This window comes from Tistrella bauzanensis, from assembly GCF_014636235.1.
In the GTDB taxonomy this organism is placed as follows: domain Bacteria; phylum Pseudomonadota; class Alphaproteobacteria; order Tistrellales; family Tistrellaceae; genus Tistrella; species Tistrella bauzanensis.
Window position 1 is genome coordinate 50,178 of sequence record NZ_BMDZ01000014.1, and the last position, 22,697, is coordinate 72,874.

The 22,697-nt window shown below is 70.8% G+C and carries 4 protein-coding genes; all 4 read right to left on the bottom strand.

Features of this window, described 5'->3' with window-relative positions; translation table 11 throughout:
- Position 1 precedes the first annotated feature (1 nt).
- Genes IEW15_RS08305 through IEW15_RS08320 form a run of 4 tightly spaced genes read right to left on the bottom strand, consistent with a single transcriptional unit; the run spans position 2 to position 22,630 of the window.
- On the bottom strand, positions 2-6,646 hold the full coding sequence (locus tag IEW15_RS08305) for a non-ribosomal peptide synthetase (protein ID WP_188576725.1): 6,645 nt from the start codon (positions 6,644-6,646) through the stop codon (positions 2-4).
- The gene (locus tag IEW15_RS08310; protein ID WP_188576727.1) at positions 6,643-10,074 is read right to left on the bottom strand and encodes a non-ribosomal peptide synthetase; all 3,432 of its coding nucleotides are present in this window, start codon (positions 10,072-10,074) and stop codon (positions 6,643-6,645) included. The genes IEW15_RS08305 and IEW15_RS08310 overlap by 4 nt, the downstream gene beginning before the upstream one ends.
- Positions 10,071-16,247: an SDR family NAD(P)-dependent oxidoreductase gene (locus IEW15_RS08315; RefSeq protein ID WP_188576729.1), complete on the bottom strand. Its 6,177-nt coding sequence runs from the start codon at positions 16,245-16,247 to the stop codon at positions 10,071-10,073. The genes IEW15_RS08310 and IEW15_RS08315 overlap by 4 nt, the downstream gene beginning before the upstream one ends.
- Positions 16,244-22,630: a non-ribosomal peptide synthetase gene (locus IEW15_RS08320; protein ID WP_188576731.1), complete on the bottom strand. Its 6,387-nt coding sequence runs from the start codon at positions 22,628-22,630 to the stop codon at positions 16,244-16,246. The genes IEW15_RS08315 and IEW15_RS08320 overlap by 4 nt, the downstream gene beginning before the upstream one ends.
- Positions 22,631-22,697: the final 67 nt, after the last annotated feature.

Genomic DNA, 22,697 nt, shown 5'->3' on the forward strand with positions numbered 1-22,697 from the left:
GTCATGCGGTTGACACGGTCACGTGGCCGGGGCCGCCGTGACCGGGATGTGCCAGCAGGCGGTCGATCACCGCTGCCAGCCGGTCGACATGGGGTGGAAACACCATCGTGTCGTGCCGTCCGGGCACAGTCTCGACCGCCGGCATGCGGCCCAGCCGTGCAGCCCAACCACAGGATGGATCGGCACCGGCCAGAGATGCAAGCTCCGGTGTCAGCGCCTCGGCCGCGCGCAGGAAGGTGAGCGGGCCGTCATAATGGCCAAGCTCGGCCTCGCGCGCCAGCCGACCCGAAATCCGGCACAAGGCCAGCAGCCGGTCGACCGTGCCTTCGGCGTCATGGGCGGGCAGGGCGCCGGCCGCGACCGCACGGGCGGCGACCAGGGCTACCCGCCGGGCATGATCCAGCGGTTCCAGCTCGGCCTCGATTACGGCGAGGCCGGCCAGACCGGCCAGATAGGCGAGAAAGGCCTCGTCGCGGCGATAGCGGTCTTCCACCCGGGGCACGTGTTCGGGCGGGAAGGTATCGAGCAGCGCCAGCACCGCCACCGTCTCGCCATCGGCCTGAAGCGTCGCCGCGATTTCATGGGCGACATGCCCGCCGAACGACCAGCCGATCAGATGATACGGCCCGTGCGGCTGCACCCGGCGGACGGCGGCGATATAGGCCTGCGCCATCTGGGCCAGCGTTTCATGCGGCGCCTCGCCCGGTTCGACACCGGCTGCCTGAAGCCCGTAAACCGGGCGGCCGGGTGCCAGGCGCTGCACCAGCGGCGCATAACAGAACACGGTCCCGCCGCCGGGTGGCAGGCAGAACACCGGCAGGCCCCGGCCGGCGCGGCGCAAGGGCACCAATCCGGCGCCCGGCGCATCATGACCGGCGCCATCCGGCTGCCCATGGCGGCGGAGATGGTCGGCCATGTCGCGAACGGTGCCGGCACGCATCAGCAGGTCCAGCGGCACCGCCTGCCCGAAACGCGCCTTGACCTCTGCCACCAGCCGCACCCCCAGCAGCGAATGGCCGCCCAGGGCAAAGAAATCCTCGTCGACGCCGATCGGCGCGGTGCCGAGCATGGCTTCCCAGATCTCGACCAGCGTTGCCTCCAGGCGGTCGGCCGGCAGGCTGCGGGGCCGATCCTGACGAGCGGTGCCGGCGGTATCCGGCACGGGCAGGGATTTGCGGTCGATCTTGCCCGAGGCGGTGAGCGGCATCCGCTCGACCACCATCACGGATGCCGGCACCATCGGCCCCGGCAGCACGCTGCGCGCCAGGGTGCGCAGCCGGTCGGCCAGGGCGGCATCGCGGCGCCGGGCCAGCGGGTCGTTGGTCAACGATGGCCGGTTGCCCGTGTCGCGCGGGCGCGGCTGGCGGATCCAGGCGCGCAGATGCGGGCCTTGGGCGGCGCCCATCTGGTCGAACAGGGCATCCATCGCCGCCGGGTCGCCTGAGGCGGCCGGCGCCAGCCGCAGCGGCCGGCCCAGCCGTTCGGCGATCTGCCACAGCATTTCGGGGTCCATCGCCACCAGGCCGGTGTTGCCGCGTGTGTCGATAAGGCCCAGGCCCTGAGCCAGCGCGCAATCATCGACCAGCCGGGCATTGGGAATGCCGGTGATCTCGATGGCGCCGGTGGTCTCGGCGAGCCGGCGCTCAAGCGCGCCGATAGCCGCCAGACTGTCCCAGCCATAGCGGCTGTCGATGGCAATGGCATCCGGCGTGCTGCCGAAAACCAGGGCGACGTCATAGCGGAAGCGCACCAGTTCGTTGTCGTCCGCCCCCCGCTTCAATGCGATCTCGACATGGGCGAGGCCGGGCAGCCGGCCGGTCAGGCCATGGAACCAGGCCGGGTCGAGCATCAGTTCCTCGTCGGCCAGAACCGCCTGCGTCACCGCCCGGGCACGGGCGGCATCGGCCGGGCCGGGCTGGCTGTGGGCCAGCACCGAGGCGTGGAAGGCCGCTGCCAGCCCATGATCGCGGATATCGCCGATAAAGGCGGCCCCCCGGCCTGCGAGCGCCTCGCCGATCCGCGTCAGCACCTGCAGCAGATGGTCGGGACCGGGGAAATACTGTGCGACCGAATTCATCACCACCAGATCGGCTGTAACGCCATCCAGCGGCAAGGGGTCGGCTGCTTCCTGCCGCAACAGACGGATCGGTGCTGCGGTTGTGCCGGATGCCGCGCGAACCGCAAGCCGCGCCTCCAGCCCGGCCAGGGTCGCGGCCGAAAAATCGGTGCCGAGACACGACGCCACATGCTCGGCCAGCGGGTCCAGCAGCAGCCCGGCACCGCAGCCGATTTCCACCAGATGCGGCGGATGTGCCGCCGGGAACAGCCGGCGGATGGCGGCGACCGTCTGGTCGCGCCAGCGGCGCATCTCGGCCGCCGGTATCGCGCGGCCGGTATAGCTGCTGTTCCAGCCGGCGAACAGGGCGTCGTCGTCGGCCGGATCAGCGATGCCGCTGTCGGCGCCGGCCGTATCCGCCGGTCCGGCGGTTTCATAAAGCGCCCGCCATTCGGCCACGCGGTCGCGGGCAAGGACGGCATCGCCTTGCGGGTCGGCGCCCGGCCGCCGGGTCACCCAGGCGACCAGCCGCCGGTCGGCGATCCCGTCCATATCCCGGCCGGCAGGGCTGATCTCGGGGAAGAGCCGCCGATAGAACGGCGTCGCCCGGAAATCGGCGGCACCACCCGGGGCCGGATGATTGGGGCTGGTGGCATCGAAGTGCTCCACGTCGCCATCCGGGGTCTCGATCCGGCCGGTCAGGTGGAAGTCCGGGTTGATACCATTGGCATGCAGCCGCCGGTCGATGGTCAGATATATGCGGGTGCCGGCGGTGACCTTGCGGCCATCGCCGAAAGCCGGCAGGAACACCGGCAGCCAGCAGCAGATCTCGCCCAGCGTGTCCATCACCACATCAGGCCGGGCATGCAGGTTCAGCCAGACCAACAGGCCCGTGAGATGACCATCGCGGGTGGCGGTCAGCACCAGATCGTGACGGCTTTCGGTCGCGACCGGCCCGGCATGGTCCAGATCCTCGAACACGCCGGCGTCGGTCAGCAGGTCGCCATGGGTCAGGCCCTTGATGCACAGCCTGAGGTCGAAGGCGCCGCCGCGATCCTGGAAGATCCGGCGGACATAGCCGGCGGTGAGGCTGGTGAAGCCCGGCTGGTCGCGGAACCCCTGCGGCAGTTCCACGCCCGCGACCATCGACCGGGTGCGGGCCGGGATCATGGTGCCCTCGGGCTTCAGCAGCCGCCAGGCGTCGTTCAGGATCACGGCCGAGCCCTCGCAGCCGCCGATCGGGCCGATGATTTCCGACACGCAGAGGTCGGCAGGTTCGGGCAGGCTGACGCGCCGGGCATCGCCATGGATGACCGTGATCCGGTCGGCGAGGCCCAGCCGGCGGACGGTTTCGGTCGCGGCGCTGGCCGAGGATTCAAGCAGTTCAATCGCATAGACATGGGCGGCGCCGGCCTCGGCGCAGAACCGTGCCAGGATGGCATCGGCGCCGGTGCCGATCTCGACCACGATCCGGCCCGGCACGGCGGCGCGGATCGCCGCCCGGTAATGGGCGTTGCGGGCCTCGTCATGGGTCATCGCGTGATACAGCGTCTCGTCATAGACGAAATGCTCGGCGATCGACGGCCAGAGTTCCAGCCTGCGGCCATCGGCCAGTGCCGCGGCGGGGCGGATGGCGATCGGCGGTCCGTTACGGGCCGTGTCGGCGCCGGCGTCGGCGACGGTATCGGGCGCCATTGTCGATGCCGGCGCGACCACGCCCACCACCGCATCGGCGACGGCGGGGTCCTGGCGCAGCACGGCTTCGATCTCGCCCGGCTCGATCCGGTTGCCGCCCAGCTTCACCTGGGTATCGATCCGGCCCAGATAGTCGAACCGGCCATCGATGCGGCGGCGCACGAGATCGCCCGACCGGTACAGCCGCGCGCCCGGCCGGCCGGCCGAGGGATGGGGCATGAACCGGTCGGCGGTCAGGCCGGGCCGGCGGACATAGCCACGCCCGACGCCCTGGCCGCCGATGCACAATTCGCCGGCGACGCCATCGGGCACGATCCGGCCATGGCGATCCAGGATCAGGATCTCGACACCGTCGATGGCGCTGCCGATCGAGGGCGGCAGCACGGCCACATCATCGGCGTCGATGTCCACATCCATGGTGGCGCAGACCGATATTTCGGTCGGGCCATAGGCGTTGACCAGCCGGCGGCCGGGGGCATGGCGCCGGACCAGGGCAGCGGGGCAGGCTTCGCCCGCGACCAGCAGCACCCGTATCTGTGGCAGGTCGTGATCGATCGCCGCCAGCATCGAAGGGGTGAGGGTCGCGACCGTGATCGCCCGATCGGTCAGGAAACATGCCAGCGCCGCCGGGTCGCGCGCGACATCCGCCGGCACCGGCACCAGGGTGGCGCCGGCCAGCAGCGCCATCATCATTTCCGACAGCGCCGCGTCGAAGCCGGGTGAGGCGATCTGCGCGACCCGGTCATCCGGGCCGATGCCGCATTGGCGGATCTGGGCGAGGGCCGTGTTCAGCAACCCGCCATGGCTGAGCATGGCCCCCTTGGGCGTGCCGGTGGAGCCGGAGGTGAAGATGATATAGGCGAGGCGTGCCGCGTCGATCGCGGGGATACTGGGCACCGGTGCTTCGTCCGCCATACCGATGGTGGCGATATCGGCCACGGCCGGCGCCTCGAACTCGGCAGAGGCGGCGGCAGGTGATGCCAGCCGGGCGAGGCCGGCATCATCGCTGAGCACAAGGCGCGGGCGGCCGGTTGCCAGCATCAGGGCCAGACGGGCATCGGGCTGGGCCGGATCGACCGGCAGATGGCAGGCGCCGGCCAGCCAGATGCCCAGGGTGGTGGCGATCTGGTCCGGGCCGCGATCGGCCAGCACCAGAACCACATCCTCGGCGCCGACGCCGCGCTGGTGGAGGCCGGCGGCGATGGCGGTCGCACGGGCTGCCAACTGGCGATAGGTGCAGACGGTGCCATCGGCGCCGATCAGCGCCGGCCGGTCGCCGGCCTGTGCCGCGACCGCGAGCGTGCTCCGCCCCAGATCGTCCGCGGGCGATGGCGGTGATGCAGCGCCCCGGCCACGGGCGATGGCGCGGGCAAGCCCGGCGTCATCCAGCAGTGGCAGCGCCGACAGGGTCATGTCGGGATGGTCGAGCCCGGCATCGAGCAGCACGATCCAGGCATCGATCATTGCGGCGACGCTGTCATGGTCATACAGCGCGGTCGCATAGGCGACGACCAGATCGAACCCGGCCGGCGCACCATCGGCTTTGGCGCGTTCGAAGACATGCCATTCCATGTCCATGCGGGTCTGGGTGATCGGCGCCTCGAACGGGCTGAGCCGCAGGCCGGGAAGGCTGATGCCGCCGGTGGCGGCGTTCTGGACCGCGAAGGCGATGCGGAATAGAGGCGGACGGGCGGGGTCGCGTTCGGGCTGAAGCTCGGCCACCAGCCGTTCGAAAGGCAGATCCTGATGGTCATAGGCGGTCATCGCCGCCTGGCGGGTGCGCTGGAAGATCTCCGCCATCGCGGGGTCACCGGTCAGCGGCACCCGCACCACCAGGGCGTTGACGAAAAAGCCGATCAGCGCCTCGACATCCGGATGGGTGCGGTTGGCGACCGGAATGCCGACCGACACATCGGTCTCGCCGCTGAACCGGGCCATGAAGGCATTGAACGCCGCCAGCAGGATGATGAACGGCGTTGCCTTGGCGGCGCGGGCCGCGGCCGTCACCCGCCGCGCCAACGCCGCCGGCAGGCGGCGGTTGATGGTGGCGCCGTCGAACTGCTGAACCGGCGGGCGCGGCCGGTCCATCGGCAATTCGCCGGGCACGAAGCCATCGAGCGTGCGGCGCCAGTGGTCGAGTTCCCGCGCCATCACCGGTCCTGACAGCCGGGCCCGCTGCCAGGCGGCGACATCGCCATACTGGCAGGCAAGCGGCGGCAGCGGATCGGGGCGGCCATCCAGGGCCGCTGCGTATTGCGCACCGATCTCGGCGGTCAGCACGCCGATCGACCAGCCATCGGAGGCCACGTGATGCAGGGTCAGCAGCAGCAGATGCTCGTCCGTGGCCAGCCGGATCAGGCGGGTGCGCAGCTTCAGGGGCGAGGCGAGGTCGAAGGGGGCTGCCGCTTCGGCGGCAACCCGTGCCTGAATGTCCAGAGGGTCGGCACCGCTCATATCCTCGACCGTCAGCGGCCAATCGGATGGCGGCGGCGCGATCACCTGTACCGGCCGGCCATCGTGAGCGATGAGGCTGGTACGCAGGGCTTCGTGGCGGGCGACGATGCGGGCAAAACAGGTGGCGAGCGCCGCCACATCCAACTGCCCCGCCAGCCTGAGGGCAGCCGGCATGTTATAGGCCGCCGTGCCGGGCGCCAACTGGTCGATGAACCACAACCGCTCCTGCGCGAACGAGGCCGGCAGCGGCTGATCGCGCGGCACATGCGGGATCGGCGCGGCACCGGCCGTTCCGGTCGGGCCAGGGCTGCGGGGGGTGTTCGCGTCGGCGGGGGCAGCGCGCTTCGCGGCCGCGAGCCTGCGTTCCAGGGCCGCGCGTTGCTCCGGCGTGAGCGCGCGCAGCCGGTCGCGCAACTCGGCGGCAGAGGATCGGTCGCTCATCGCGGCAACTCCGTGGTGTCGTGATCCGTGCCGTCATCGTCAAACAGCGCGAGCAGATCGGCATCGGTCAGGTCGGCGAGTTCCGAGGCCAGGGCATCGGTACGGGCATCGTCGATCAGCGCCGCCATCTCGGCCAGAACCGGCGCCTCGAAGATCCGGGCGACGGCGAGGTCGACGGCGAGATCGCGGGCGATGCGGGCGACGAGTTGGGTGGCGCGCAGGGAATGGCCGCCAAGGGCGAAGAAATCATCGCCGGCATGGATGCTGGCGCTATCGATGCCCAGCACCTCGGCCCAGAGGGCGGCGAGCGCGATTTCGGTGTCGGTGGCGGGCGGGGCCGATGCGGTATCGCCGGCGAGTGTCAGGCCGTCGGTATCGGGCAAAGCGCGGCGGTCGAGCTTGCCATTGGCCGATCTGGGCAGCGCCGGCGCGATCACCCAGCGCGCCGGGATCATCGGATCGGGCAGGCGGGCGCGAAGATGGGCGCGCAGGGCATCGGCGAGGGCGACATCATCGCCCGGCATCACCCGCGGCTCGATATGGGCGACCAGGGTCGCGGCACCGGCGATGCGGCGGACCACCACCAGCGCCTGGGCGACATCCGGGTGCGTGCCCAGCGCGGCCTCGATCTCGCCCGGCTCGACCCGGACACCGCGGATCTTCACCTGATCGTCGGCGCGGCCCAGATAGGCCAGCCGGCCATCGGGCAGGCGGCGGACCCGGTCGCCGGTGCAATAGACCCGGCCGCCATCGGGGCCGGTGACGAAGCGCTCGGCGGTGCGGCCGGGATCGCCATGATAGCCGATGGCGGGGGCCGTGCCGCCGACGCGGAGTTCCCCGGCCACGCCATCGGGCAAGACCCGGCCCTGCGCGTCGGTGACATGCAGCACGGCGCCATCGACAGGATGGCCGATGGGTGGCCGGTCGGGCCAGTGTTCGACATCGCCCGGCTCCAGCAACTCGGCCGCGACGACATGGGTTTCGGTGGGGCCGTATTGATTGTCGAGCCGGAAGCGGCTGCGGCGGCACCAGGCACGGACGGCGGGGGTGATGCGCAATTGCTCGCCGGCGGTGATGACGGTGGTGACGGTCGAGGGGATGTCGCCCGGATGCTCGGCCAGATGATCGGCCAGCGCATGCAGCATCACCACCGGCAGGAACAGGCGGGTGATGGCGTGATCGTCGATGAAGCGGGCGAGGGCTGTGGGGTCGCGGCGGGTGGCATCGCAGGCCACGATCCAGCAGCCGCCCTCGGCCCAGGCGATGGCGGCTTCCTGAAGGCTGACATCGAAGCCGGTGGGCGCGAAACCGAGGGTGCGGGCCGGTTCGGGGTGGCGGGCACGGTGCCAGCCGGTCAGTTGATCCAGCGTCCGCCATGCCACCGCCACTGCCTTGGGCGTGCCGGTGGAGCCAGAGGTGAACAGAAGATAGGACAGGCTGTCGGGGGTGGTGGTGACGGCGCCGCCGGTATCGGCCGACATGGCGGCCGCCTTGGCATCCGGCACCAGCACCGGCACCGGGCCGGCAATGGCCGTCAGGCGCGGTTGCAGCGCCGCGGTGGTGATCAGGGCCGCGGGCTCCGCGATGTCCAGCATGACCTGAAGCCGGCTATCCGGCAGATCATCATCCAGCGGCATCACGCCGGCGCCGGCAAGCCAGATCGCCAGCAGCCCGACGCCGTGGTCGATCCCGCGCCCCGCCATCAACCCGACCGGCCGGCCACGGACATCGTCGCCAAGCTGTGCCGCCAGATGACGCGCCCGCGACAGCAGGCCGGCGCGGGACAGCGTGCCGGTCCGATCGGCGAGCGCCGGCGCATCCGGGGCTTCGGCCAGACGGGCCAGGATTTCGCCCGGAACATGCGGGTGACGGGTGGTGGCACCGCGCGATGCCCTGTCGATCCGCGTGGCTTCGGCCGTGGTCATCAGGGGGATCGCGGTCCAGGGCTGATCCGGATCGGCGGCGATCGCCTCCAGCACCAGCGCCAGCCGGTCGATCAGCATTCGCGCCGCCTGATGGCCGATCACCGCCGGATTATGGGTGACGGTCAGCCCGAAGCGGCCGGGGCTGGCATCGCCATGGATTTCAAGATCGAGCCGGGTGGCCGAGAGCGGCGCGGGGCGCGGGATCACGGTCAAACCGTCCAGCACCAGATCCGGAATCGCCGTGTTCTGCACCGCCACCAGCACCCGGAACAGCGGGTTGTCGGTGCCGCTGCGCGGGATGGCGAGGACATCGACCAGACGGTCGAAGGGCAGGGATTGATGGGCGAGCGCCGCCAGCGTGTCGCTGCGGATCGCGGCCAGAAGCTGGCGCAGCGCAGCCTGATCGCCCGCGGCCGTCAGGCTGCTGCGCAGCACCACCGTGTTGACCAGAAAGCCGACCAGCGGCTCCAGCGCCGGCCGGTCGCGGCCGGCAACCGGGGTGCCGATGGCGAAATCGACCTGCCCCGACAACCGGGCCAGCAGGATCTGCACCGCCGCCGACAGGATCATGAAGGCGGTGACGCCCTGCGCGCGGCCCAGTGCCTCCAGGCGGGCGATGGTGGCGGCCGGCAGGTCGTGGCGCACCACCGGATCGCGGTCGAGACCGGATGTGGCGTGGGGATCGGTGGCAAAGGGCAGGGGTTCGGGCGGTGGCAGGCCGTCGAGATGGTGGCGCCAATATGCCAGATCCCGGGCGCTGATCCGCGCCTGATCGCGCGCGGCATCGGCATAGCGGAGCGGCAGGGCCGGCAGGGCTTCGCCGCCATACAGGGCCGCAAGCTCACGCACCAGAACGCCAAGAGACCAGCCATCGGCCGCGGCATGATGCAGCACCACGACCAGACGATGCCGCCCCGGGTCGCGGGCGACACGGATCAGCACCGTGCGCAGCAGCGGCCCGGTCGCAAGCTCGAAACGACGGCCGGCCTCGGCACGGGCGATGATGTCGGCGGCTGCGTCATCGGCGGCATCGATGATCGGCAGGGGCCAATGGGCAGGTGCCGGGTGCAGCACCGCGCGGGGTGCGCCGTCATGCCCGACCAGCGCGGTGCGCAGCGGTTCGTGGCGGGCGACGATCGTGGCAAAGGCGGCCGACAGCCGGCCGGTGTCGAGCGGTCCGACCAGATCGAGGGCCGCCGCGATCGCGGCCGATTCCGCGGGCGCGCCCAACTGATCCAGAAACCACCAGCGCGCCTGACCGGGGGCGATCGGGATCTCGTCCGGCAGCACGGCCGTGAATGGCAAAGGCGGCTCGCGGTCGTCACCGGTCATCGCCGCCGCGTCGGTCAGCAACTGGATCAACTCGTCGCGGCGTGCGGCAAGCGCGGCCCGCAGATCTTCGGTCAATGCACCCTTGGGCGCGCGGAAGCGCAGGGCGCCATCTTCGACCCGAAGCGTGATGCCGGCACTGGCGACACGGCTCAGCAGATCTGTGGCGGTCACAGCGCGCCCTCCTCGAAATCGTCATCCGCATCGGCACTGCTCCGGGCGTCGATGTCCGCCAGATCATGTGCCGCGCGCAGAGCGTCGATCCGTGCGGCCAACGCACGGATGGTCGGCGCATCGAAGATCACCGCCGGGGCCAGCGTCAGGCGTGCCCTCTGCCCGTCTGCGCCCGGCTGATCGGCCATGGCCTCGGTGATCCGGGCCACGATCCGTGCCGCCAGCAGCGAATGACCGCCCTGCGCGAAGAAATCAGCATCGATGCTGGTGACCGGTGCCGGCAGCAATGCCGACCAGATCCGGGCCAGCAGATGTTCGGTGGCGGTGCGTGGTGCTACCGCCGCCGCGATCTGGCGGTTTCGCGCCAGATCGGCGGCGGCTGCAGGATCGAGCCGGCCATCGGCACCGCGCGGCAGGCGGGCGATGCGCACCACCCGTGGCCGCAGCCTTGTGCCGAACCGGTCGGTGGCCTGAACCAGGGCCGCCGGTGCTATGGCGTCATCCGCGACCAGCAGCACGGCCTCTGTCCGCGCATGACCGGCTGCCGGATCGATCACCCGCGGCCTGATGAAGGGATGGCTGCGATCGATGCCGATAACCGCGCGTGTCAGGCCGGCGGCGATCGTCACCTCCAGCGCCATCATCCCGTCTTCAGGCACCACCGGCAGCAGGCCGCGGGCGCGGGCAAGGCCGGCGGCACCGGTGACCGACTGCCCCATGCCCGGTCCGTTCCACTGGCTCCAGGCGATGGTCAGAATGCGCGGGCCATGACCGTTATTCGTGGTGCGCAGGCGGCTGGCGAGCGCTTCCATCCCGGCATTGGCGGCGGCATAGGCGGCGGTGGATGCGGCCGGCAGATGGGCGACCACCGACGAAAATCCGACCAGCATGCTGTCGGGCCGCCCGGCCAGCAGATCATGAAGCTGCTGAAATCCCGCCAGCTTGACCGTGGCCAGATCGATCACCGATGCCGCGGTCTCATCCGTCGCCGGCGCTTCGCGATAGCGGCCGGCAAGGTGGAAGATCCCGTCCAACGGACGGCATGCCGCGGCTTCGGCGTCGTCTCGGACCATCATCAGTGCCGGCGCGGCGGAGGCGGCGCCGAGGTCGATCGCCGCATAGCGGATGGTCGCACCCGACCGGCCAAGGTCCGCACAGGCGGCGGCAACCGCCGGGTCGGCCGGAACGCGCCGGCCGATGATCAGCAGCGCGCCGGCCCCCCGATCGATCAGATGCCGGGCAAGCGCCTGTCCGATGCCACCCAGCCCGCCGGTGATCAGATAGTGGCCGCCGGGGCGGATGACCGGCCCGTCTGCCGACAGATCCGGGGCGGAGCGATCGGGCGCCGGCCGCAGCGCCGGCATCAGCCGGTCGCCGGTGGCGGTGATCGTCACATCGCCGATGCCATGGTCGATTTCGGCGCGGATCAGCGCTTCGGGCGTGGCCGGATCGACGCCGATCCGCCGCAGCCGCCATGCACGGCCATCGGCATCCTGATACTCGGCCAGGGCCGCGGCGGTGAAGGCGTCGGCCGCTGCGGCGGTGACGTCACCGGCGATGGTGACGCTGACCAGTTCGCCATCCGCGCCGGCGGCAGCCAGCCCGGCCAGAACCGCCTGACGCCGGTGGATGGCGGCGGCAAGCTCCAGACCTGCCGGCAGCCGGTCTTCGACGACTGATGGTGCGGATACGGCCAGGGCAGATGGAGCGGAAAGCGGTGCCGCCGGCACCATCACCGGTTCCAGCATCACATCGGGCAGGCTGCGCGCGGCGCCGAGCGCCTCGTCAATACGCTTGAGCCGGGCATCGAAGGCGCCGGATTCCAATTGTCGGCGCAGGGCCGTGCGCTGGATCTTGCCGCTGGTGGTCTTGGGGAAGGCGGCGCGATCCAGCGGCACCACCGCCGCCGGGGTCAACCCCAGGCTGCGCGCAAGCCGGGTGGTGAGTGCGCGGATCTCGGCCGCGCGCGCCGGGGCGTCGTCGGCATCGCCGTCCGCATCGCCCTCCGGGACATAGAAGATCGCCACGCCCTCGGTGCCGATCTCCGGTCGGTCGACGGCGGTGGCGGCAACGAAGGTGGCGGCGATGCCGGGCACCGTGCCGGCGATATCCTCGATCTCGTGGGCGTGATGATTGACGCCCCGGACGACGATCACCTCTTTCTCGCGACCGGTCAGCACCAGCCGGCCCCGGGCGATGAAGCCCAGATCGCCGGTGTCGAACCAGCCGGCATCGGCGAAGGCTGTGGCATTGGCGGCGGGGTTGTCGATATAGCCGGGGGTGGTGACCGCGCCTCGCGCCTGGAACCGGCCGATGACCCCTTCCGGGCAGGTGCCACCATCGGCATCGGCGATCCGGATCGCGACGCCGGGGATGGGCCAGCCGGCATCGACGAAGGCGGTGACACCGGGACCGGGGCCGCCCGCGCGCCGCAACCGGCCGGCCAGCGAGGATTTCGCCACCAGATGCACGGCATCGGGATCGGTGGCATCGACACCGCCGGTCATCACCGTGCACAGCTCGGCCATGCCGAATTCATTGCGCACCGCACCGGGCCGCAGCCCATGCGGGGCCAGCGCCCGCAGGAAGCCGTCCACCACCGGCGCCGTTACCTGTTCGCCGGCATTGATGAACCAGCGGATCGACGACAGGTCGCGCTGCCGGTCGCTGCCGACGATCCCGGCACTGACCAGCTTGAAGGCGAAATTCGGTGCCCAGGCCAGGGTGACGCGATGGCGTTCGATCAGGTCCAGCCACAGCAGCGGATCGGCCAGAACCGCCGCGGTCGGTGCCTGGATCTGCATCCGGCCCAGCACGGTATCCTTCAGATGACAGGTCAGCATCGGCACGACATGGTCGAGCGGCAGCCAGTTCATCGACACGTCGTCGGACCCATGCCCGAAGGCCGCCACCTGACCCCGGATATGGGCGATCACGCCCCTGTGGGTGATGGGGATGCATTTCGGCGTGCCGGTCGAGCCGGAGGAGAGCTGAATGATCGCGACGTCATCGGGGGTCGGGACATGACGCCGGCCGTCGCCGGTGCCAGCCAGCCGGTCGATCGCGAGCAGGGGCAGGGCGGCCATGCAGGCCTCGGCGGTCAGCGAGGCCAGACGCGTGGCGATATCGGCCGAGGTCAGAACCGCCGGTCGGCGATGAGCGGTCGACAGATGGGTGTGGGTGTTGACGAGCTTGGCCAGCACCGCATCATCGGCCGCCTGCGGCACGGCCACGGTCACCGGCTGAATGCCGCCCAGAATGCAGGCCCACAGGGTTTCCAGATGCAGGGCCAGATCGGCGAAGACCAGAACTGCCCGATCGCCGGCGCCAAGCCCTGCGGCCTGAAGCGCGCCCAGCCGCCGGCGTGCGGCGGCGAGCAGCGCGTCATAGCGCTGAAGCCGCGGCTCGCCCGTGCCATCGTCATGAAGAATGCCGCGAGCGGGATAGCGGGCGGCGGTGGCGACCAGTGCCGAATCCAGCGTGGTCGGTGCATCTTCGGGCAACACCAACGGCCCGCCATCGGCGAATGCCGGCGGGGGCGGATTGCCGGGCACCAGCCAGTCGGTGTCATCGGCGGGCGCGTCCGTTACGGGTGCTTCCGCATCTGCACGGCGCATCGGCCGGTGACCCGGCAGATCCGACAGATGGCGGCGGCCGGGGCCGGCGGCGGGAATGTCGATGAACAGCAGGGCCGCCTCGCCATCGATTGCGGGGGCTGCGGGCAGAGCGATGCGGTTCAACAGCCGCAGATCGGGGCGGCCCGTGCTGTCGCGGGGGATGGCCGCAACCGGCACCACCAGATCGGGACGCAGGCCGGCGGGCAGGGCCGCGCGGATGTCTTCGTCGACACGCAGCGGATCGATCGCGGCGATCGTGATCGCCACCCAGGCCAGCATCAGCGGCTGACCGGCCAGATCGGTGCGGATGGCCACCGCCAGATCGGCGATGTCGGGCCGGCAGCGGATCGCGGCGGCGACCTCGTCGGGCCCGATACGGAGACCATGGCGCGGCAGGCGGCCGGCCATATCGGGCAGGGGCCGGATGCGGCCGCAGGCAAGGCGCCGGCCACGGCTACCGGCCGGATGCAGGCGCCCCGCCGCCTCGACCACCGCCAGTTGGCCCGGCGCGCCCACGGGCAGGGCGGTCAGGCGGCCATCGGGGCCGCCGGCCACCGGTATCAGCCGGGCGGGCGTGTCCAGAATGCGCAGACCCTGATCATCCAGCAGCCAGGCATGGCCCGGCAGGCCATCATCGGTCAGCAGCAGCCCCAGCAGACGGGCGACGCCATCCGGGCGCCGGTCGACGGGTGCTGCGTCGGCGGCGATGACGACGGTTGCTGTGCCGGTGGTCTCGCTGCCGTCTTCGGCGACGGCGACGACATCGGTACCGGCGGCCTGGGCATGGGCCAGGGCAGCGGCATGGCCGGCAAGCCCCGGTGCCAGATCGATCCGCAGCCGGTCACCGGCGGCCAATGGCAGCACTCGTGCGAGCCAGTCTCGCCAGACCGCAGCTTCATCGGTGGCGGATGATGGCCGGGCGAGATCCGGCATGAAGGGGACGGGGGCGAGCGGCAGCGCCGACAGCACGACATCGCCATCGGCGGCAAGGGCGGCGGCGATGCGGGGAATGCTGGCGGCGATCGCATCGGCCAGCGCTGCCGGCACCTGGTCGGGTGCATGGCTGAGCGACCCGCCAAGCCCGCCGCCGGGCAGGTCATGCACGGTCAGATACAGGGCGAAATCCAGCCGGCTGCCCGCCACCGGCAATGACCGGAAGGTCAGGCCATCGCGGGCGGTGGCCGGCACCGGCACATTCAGGAAGCTGAAGGCGGCATCGATCGCCGGCCGTGCATCGGCGCCATGGGCCTGATCGATCGCGTCCATGATCTCGGCCAGGGTGATGCCGTCATGGGCCTGGGCGTCGATCGCCGCGTCACGCGCCGCGATCAGCAGCCGGTTGGCGGAGCTGTCGTCGCTGAGCGCCGCGCGCAGCACCACGACATCGGCGAATTCACCGATGGTGCGGTCCAGCGCCGGATCGTTGCGGTTGGCGACAGCCACCGCCACCGTCAGGTCGTCCATGCCGGTGAAGCGGGCAAGGGTGGCCTGGAAAGCGGCGAGCAGGCCGGTGAACAAGGTAGCGCCGGGCACACGGCGGCTGAGACCCGTGAGCGCGGTTGCCAGCGCCGGCGGGATGTCGAGCGGTATATGGCGCACCGGCAGTACGCTGTCTGTGCTGTCCCCGGCACCGGTCGTGCCGCCATCCAGCGCCAGCCGCGACGGCGCGCCGGCCAGCATGTCGACCCAATAAGATAGCCGATGGTGATGAGCCGCTGTTCCGGCGGCGCCATCGGCGCGCGCGGCCACCAGCCGTTCGGCCTCTTCGAAGGCCTGGCGGGCCGGGGGTGGTGCCGGCGGCAGGCCGGCCCCGCGTCGAGCATAGGCGTCCTGGATTTCGGCCAGACACAGGCCGATCGACCAGCCATCTGCGATGACGTGATGCAGCACCACCACCAGCCCATGCAGATCCGGCCCATGCAGATCCGGCCCGTGCAGATCCGGCCGATGCGGATCCGACCCATGCGGGCCGGGGCGGCACCGGATCAGCCGAAGTCGCGACAACGGGCCGGTGGCGGCATCGAAGGGGCTGCATCGTGCCTCTGTCGCCGCGGCCGACAGGGCGGCATCGATCATGTCGTCATCGGCATCGGCCGACAGATCCAGCGTGATCCGTTCGAGCGCCGCCGCTGGTACCGGCAGCACTTCTTGAACCGGGCCCGCGGGGGTGTCGATGATGCGGGTGCGCAGGCTGGCCTGGGCCGCGACCACGTCGCCAACCGCCAGCGCCAGCCGCTCGGCATCCAGCGGGCCATCGATCCGCAGCACCGCCGCCATGGCATAGGCATCGGCTGCCTGCCCGCCATCCATCAGAAACCGGAAGCGCGACTGTGCCGGCGACAGCGGCGCCCGGCGCCCCGCCTCCGGCAGACCGCCGCCGGCCACCAAGGTCGCGGCTGTTCCACCTGTTGTCGTTCCGGCGACGCCCTCGCGCCCGGCCAGCCGCTGTTTCAGGGCAGCACGTTGCGCCGGGGTCAGCGACGACAGCCGGTCGAGCAGGCTGGCAGTCTGTTCGCGGGCGGCCTGCGGGGCCTGGGCTGCGGGATCTCGGGTCATTGGGCGGCGGTATCCGGAAGCGATTCGATGCTGGCGAGCAGGGCCGCAAGGTCGTCATCGGTCCCGGCCAGATCGGCGGCCAGGGCGTCGGCGAGCGCTTCCAGCGCGGGGGCGAGGGTGGCGATGGTCGGGTTCTCGAACACCGTGCGCAGCGGCACATCCACCGGCAGCGCCTCGTTCAGCCGCCCGACCATGCGCACGGCCTTGAGCGAATGGCCGCCGAGGGCGAAGAAATCGTCATCGATGCCGATCGCCGGGCGGCCGAGGATGTCGGACCAGATGCCCGCGATCAGGTGCTCGGTCGGCGTTGCGGGCAGGCGCTGTGTGGTGGCGGTGCCGGCCGGCACCGCACGGGCTGCAAGCGCCCGCCGGTCCAGCTTGCCGGATGTGGTCAATGGCAGGTCGGTGGTGTGGATGAACCGCGCCGGGATCATGTGGATCGGCAGGTGGCGCGCCAGATGCCGGCGCAGGGCCTCAGGGGCCGGCAGTGGTGCCGTGCCACGCAGCAGCAGCCAGGCGATCAGCGCCTCGGTGCCGTCGGCCTCGGCCCTGACCACCACGCCGGCCTGTGCGATGCCGGGGTGACGGATCAGCGCCGCCTCGATTTCCGCCGGTTCGATCCGCTGGCCGCGCAGCTTGACCTGGGCATCGATCCGGCCCTGATAGCAAAGCCGGCCGGCCGCATCCACCCGCACCCGGTCGCCGGTGAGGTAGCGGCGCGCGCCCGGCGAGGTCGCGGCCGGATCGGGGCGGAAGGCCAGCGCCGTGCGTGCCGGATCGCTCAGATAGCCCCGGCCGACGGCATCGCCGCCGATCGCCAGTTCGCCCGGCAGCCCCGGTGGAAGGCTGTGGCCGGTGGCATCGATCACCGCCAGATGGCTGCCGTCGATGGCAGACCCCAGCGGTGCGGTGCCGCTGGCTGGTACGGCATCGGCCACCCAGGCGGTGGCGTCGATGCAGCATTCGGTGGGGCCGTAGAGATTGATGATCGCGCAGCCGGCGGGGAGGGTCGCGCGCGCGGCGGCGATGGTTTCAGCACCCAGCGCCTCGCCCCCTGAAAACAGCCGGCGCAGATGGCGGGCACGGGCGAGCGGCGCCGGCCCTGTCGCGGCATCGGCCAGTGCGTCGATCAGGGTGGGCGTGGCCTGAAGCACGGTGACCGCCTGCGCCTGCAACAGATCGCCCAGCATTGCCGGATCGCGATGGCTGCCGGCAGGCGCCAGAACCAGCCGTGCCCCCGCCATCAGCGGCGCCCAGAACTCCCAGACCGAGGCATCGAAGCCGACCGGGGTTTTCTGGAGCACCGCATCGCCGGCCGTCAGCGGAAAATGCCGTGACATCCAGTCCATATGCCGGGCCAGCGCCCGATGCGGAACCATCACGCCCTTGGGCGTGCCGGTCGATCCGGAGGTGAACAGGATATAGGCCAGCTGGTCGGGATGTATCGGCCGCGGCGCCGGCATCATCTCGCCACCGGCACCCGCATCGAGCGCGCGGACGCTGTCGTCATCCAGGATCAGCGCAGGTGCTGCCTGATCGCGGATCTGCCGCAACCGGGCTTCGGGTTCATCGGGATCGAGCGCCAGCCATGCCGCGCCCGTCATCACCACCGCCAGCATCGAGACCACAAGCTCGATGCCGCGTGGATGGGCAAGGGCGATGACCGCCTCGGGGCCGGCACCGGCCCGGACCAGAGCTGCGGCGCGCCGGCCGGCACGGGCGACCAGCCCGGCATAGCGCAGCGTCTCGCCGCTGGTGGCATCGACGACCGCTGCGGCATCCGGATCGCGGCCGGCGGCGTCGAGCACGGCGGCGGCGATGCCTGCGGGCTCCGCGGCCGGATCAGGGGTGGTAACCCATGCCGGTCGCGCGGGGGCGCCATCGCCATCGGCCAGACCGGCGACCAGCGCCGACAGGCGCGCATCGGGCGTGCCGGCGGCATGGCGGGCAAGAGCATCCAGCTGATCGGCGATCAAGGCGATGGTGGCGGCATCGAATAGCTGGGTGCGATAATCGAACCGCCAGATCATGCTGCCGCCCAGATCTTCGACCGACAGCATCAGATCGAATTTGGCGGCAGTGAAGACGGGGGCCATGCGGGTGAGTTGCACGCCGGCAAGATCGAGCCGCGACGCGCCCGCCATCTGCCAGGCCAGCATCACCTGGAACAAGGGCGTGTGGCTGAGCCGGCGTTCGGGCGCGAAGGCATCGACCAGACGTTCGAACGGCACATCCGGATGATCGAAGGCGGCGAGGCTGGCTCGCCGTGCCCGGGTCAGCAGCTCGACCATCGCCGGGTCGCCATCCAGCCGCAGCCGGATCGGCAGCGTGTTGGTGAAGAAGCCGACCAGCGGCTCGATGTCGGGATCGGGACGATTGGTGACCGGCGTGCCGATGACGATGTCGGATTGCCCGGCCATGCGGCCCAGCAGCGCCGCGAACAGGGCCAGGATGACCATGAACGGCGTGCAGCTGGCATGCACCGCCAACCGCCGCAACTGGTCGGCGGTGGCCGGCGCCACGAGGTGAACGAGGCTGTCGCCATCCGACGACACCACCGGCGGGCGCGGCCGGTCGGTCGGCAGGTCCAGCACCGGCACCGCCGTCAATACGTCGTGCCAGAAGCCGAGCTGGCGGTCGATTTCGGCGTCGGTCAGGCGCAGGCGCTGCCATGCGGCGACATCGGCATAGGTGAGCGATGGCGGCGGCGGCAACGTTCCGCCGTCATAGAGCGCCGCCAGGTCTTCAAGGATGATCTGGCCCGACCAGCCATCGCCGGCGATGTGGTGCAGATTGATCAGCAGGATATGGGCATCCGCGCCAAGCCGGAGCAGGGCAAGGCGGATCAGCGGCGCGGTCGCCAGATCGAAGGGGCTCGCCGCATCGCGCGCCGACCGGTCTGCGATCACCTGCGCCTGTGCCGTGTCGGGCAGGGCCGACAGATCCTCGACCGGCACCGCTATCGGCAGGCTGGCCGCCGCCTCGACGATCTGGACGGGATCGCCGTCTATAGTGGCGATCCGGCTGCGCAGCATCGGATGGCGGGCGATCACACCGGCCACGGCGTGGTTGAGGGCATCGAGCCGCAACGGCCCGTCGATCCGCACGGCCATGGCCATGTTATAGGCCACGGCGCCGTCGGGCCACTGTGCCAGGAACCAGATCCGCTCCTGGGCAAAGGACAGCGGCCGGGGCGTGCCGTCGGGCAGCATGGCCCGGATCAGGGGGGGAGGCGGCAGGGCGGTGCCATGGCGGCGCAGGGCGGTCACCCGGGCCGCCAACTGGACGAGGCGGGGATGATCGAACAGATCCTCCATCCCGATCTCGACCTCGAACACCGCCCGCAGACGGGTTGCAACCTGCATCGCTTTCAGGGAATGGCCCCCCAGGGCGAAGAAATCATCCTGCGGGCCGGGGCGGACATCATGGGATGCGGGGTGGGCACTGGCCAGCACCTCGGCCCAGATCGTGGCGATGCCCTGCATGATCGGGTCGACGATGCCGGCGCCGGCTTCCCCCTCGGCTGCCGGCATCATGATGGCATCGGCGGCAAGCGCCCGGCGGTCGAGCTTGCCGGATGCCGTCAGCGGCAGGTCGGCGGCGGTGCTGATATGGGTCGGGTGCATGTTCACCGGCAGGATCGCCTGCAGATGACGGCGCAGCCCGGCCATATCCGGCAGAACCTCGCCCGGGGCCGGCACCAGGTGCGCGCCCAGCCGGACGCTGCCATCGGCCAGCCGGGCCAGGGCGACACCGGCCCGCAGGATCGCCGGGTGGCTGGTGAGAGCGGCCTCGATTTCGGCGGGCTCGATCCGCTGGCCGTGAAGCTTGATCTGATCATCCAGGCGGCCGAGCGGCAACAGACGGCCCGCCGCATCCAGCCGTACCCGGTCGCCGGTCAGATAGCGGCGCGCGCCGGGGCGGGCGGCATCGGGATCGGGACGGAAGGTATTGGCGGTGCGGGCCGGATCGCCCGGATAGCCACGCCCGACACCGGTGCCGCCGATCGCCAGTTCACCGACGACGCCGATGGCGACCGGCTGGCCGGTGTCGTCGAGCACGGCCAGGCTGGCCCCGTCGACCGGCTGGCCAAGCGGCGCCACCGTCGGGATCGATGGCAGCGGCGCAGGCAGGGGCGGGCCTGCCGTCCATGATGCGGCGTCGATGCAGCATTCGGTGGGGCCATACAGATTGATGATCGCGCAGGCATCCGGCAGCACCGTCCGCGCGGCGGCGATCGTGGTCATGGCCAGTGCCTCGCCGCCGACGAACAGCCGGGTGAGATGATGGCCGCCGTCGAGCCCGCCACTACGGATCAGGGCGTCGAGCAAGGTGGGCGTCACCTGAAGCGTGGTGACGGCGTGGGAGGTGAGCGCGCGGCCGAGCGCATCCGGGTCGCGATGGCTGCCCGTGGGCGCCAGCACCAGCCGCGCGCCTGCCATCAGCGGCGCCCAGACCTCCCAGATCGAGGCATCGAATCCGGATGGGGTTTTGTGGAGGACGACGTCACCCGGCCCCAGCGGGAAGGCCCGCTGCATCCAGGCCATATGGGCGGCAAGTGCCTGATGCGGGATCGCAACCGGCTTCGGCCGGCCGGTCGAGCCCGAGGTGTGCAGCAGATAGGCCAGCTGTTGGGGGTGCAGGAGATGCTGGACGAGACCGGCCCCGGCATCGGCGCCGACGGTGCTGTCGAGCGCCCCCGCTGTGGTGTCGTCCAGGATCAGCACCGGCTTGGCGCTGGCGAGCACCGCCGCCTGTCGTGCCGGCGGCTGGTCGGGATCGAGCGGCATCCAGGCCCCGCCGGCCAGCACGACGGCCAGCATCGATACCACCAGCTCGATGCCACGCGGATGGGCGAGGCCGACCAGGGCTTCCGGACCGATGCCGGCCGTAGCCAGGGCGGTGGCGCGGCGGCGGGCGCGGCCGGCCAGATCGCGATAGCTGAGGCTCCGGCCGGTTTCGACCTCGACGACCGCGGTGGCGTCGGGTGTGCGTCCGGCGGCGGCAAGGACCGCATCGGCGAGCGGCGGGCCGGCCGCGTTGTCGGGCAGCGCACCGGCGATGGCTGCCGGCATTGTGGACCCGTCGGCGGCATCGGGGCGGTCGATCTGGTCGAGTGTCGCATCCGGCGTGGCGATCAGCCGGGCAACGAGCAGCTGGAACCGGCGGGCACATTCGGCGATGTCAGCCGCCGAATGGGCATCGCTGCGCCAGTCGATGTCGATCACCACCGGGGCGTCATCGTGATAATCCCGCACGAACACCGCCAGCGGATGCGGCTCGCGACCCGTCGACAAGGTGATTGCGCGCGAGGCGGCGGTGCCGAAGCGGGCGTCATAGTCGTGACGCTCGAACGACAGGGTCAGGTCGAATGCCGGGGCATGGCGACCGCGGGAGCGGGCGAGCACCGCCGCCTGTGCCGCCAGTGGCAGCCGCCGATGCCGATAGCCGGCCCGCAACTGCCGGCTGAAGGCGGTGGCGGTGGCAAGCGGCCGGTCGGCGCCGGCGATCGACAGGATCGCCGGTTGAAGGGTGGCGAACAGCCCGATGGCCGCCTTGTGGGCGGGGCTCGGGCGGTTGGCGACCGGCAGGCCGGCAACCAGCGCCCCGGCGCCGGTCACCCGCAGCAGGGCAGCCGCGAAGACAGTGGTGATCAGCGGCGCCGGGCCGATGCCGGCGGTGCGGGCGATCCCGTCCAGCGCGTTGAACCGGTCACGGGCAAGGGTGATCGTCAGCCGGCGTCCGGGGGCCGGCGCCGCCAGATCAGGCAGCGGTGGCGGCACCACCAATGCGGCCGGGGCCGGATCGAGCGCGTCTGTCCAGTAGCGCTCGGCCGCCGCCTCGTCTCCGGTCAGCGGATCGGGCAGGGCGCCGGCGTCGCTGCCGGTCGATTGCGGCTCGCGGCCTTCGATGATGGCGGTATAGGCGCGGGCGGCATCCTGGACGATCAGCGAGATCGCGGCACCGTCGACCAGAAGATGATGATAGGCCTTGAACCAGAGATGGCGATCCGGTGCCAGCCGGATCAGCGCCCAGCGAAACAGCGGCGCGTCATCCGGAAACGGCTCCCTGAACCATGCCTGCATATGCTCATGGGCCGCGAGATCAGGATTTGATGTACCGGAAAAGTCACGCCAACCGAGTGACCATGAGACATCTGTTGATATATAAAACTGTGGCAATTTGCGCGTGAAAATATGTGACGCGCACAACTGAAGACTGCTATGGCGATCGAGCAGCCCATTCAGCGCCGACTTGAAGGCATCGTGGTCAATATGCCCGGCGATTTCAACATGACCACCGATATGATACGAGCCGCGACCGGTATTCAGTCGTTCATCCAGCCAGATATTTTGATGAGCAATCAGAGTTCGAAAAGACATGACAAAATCGTTACCCGTTGACTGACTGCTGGATCATAGGCGTTGTCGGGTGCGATCTGCAACCAGA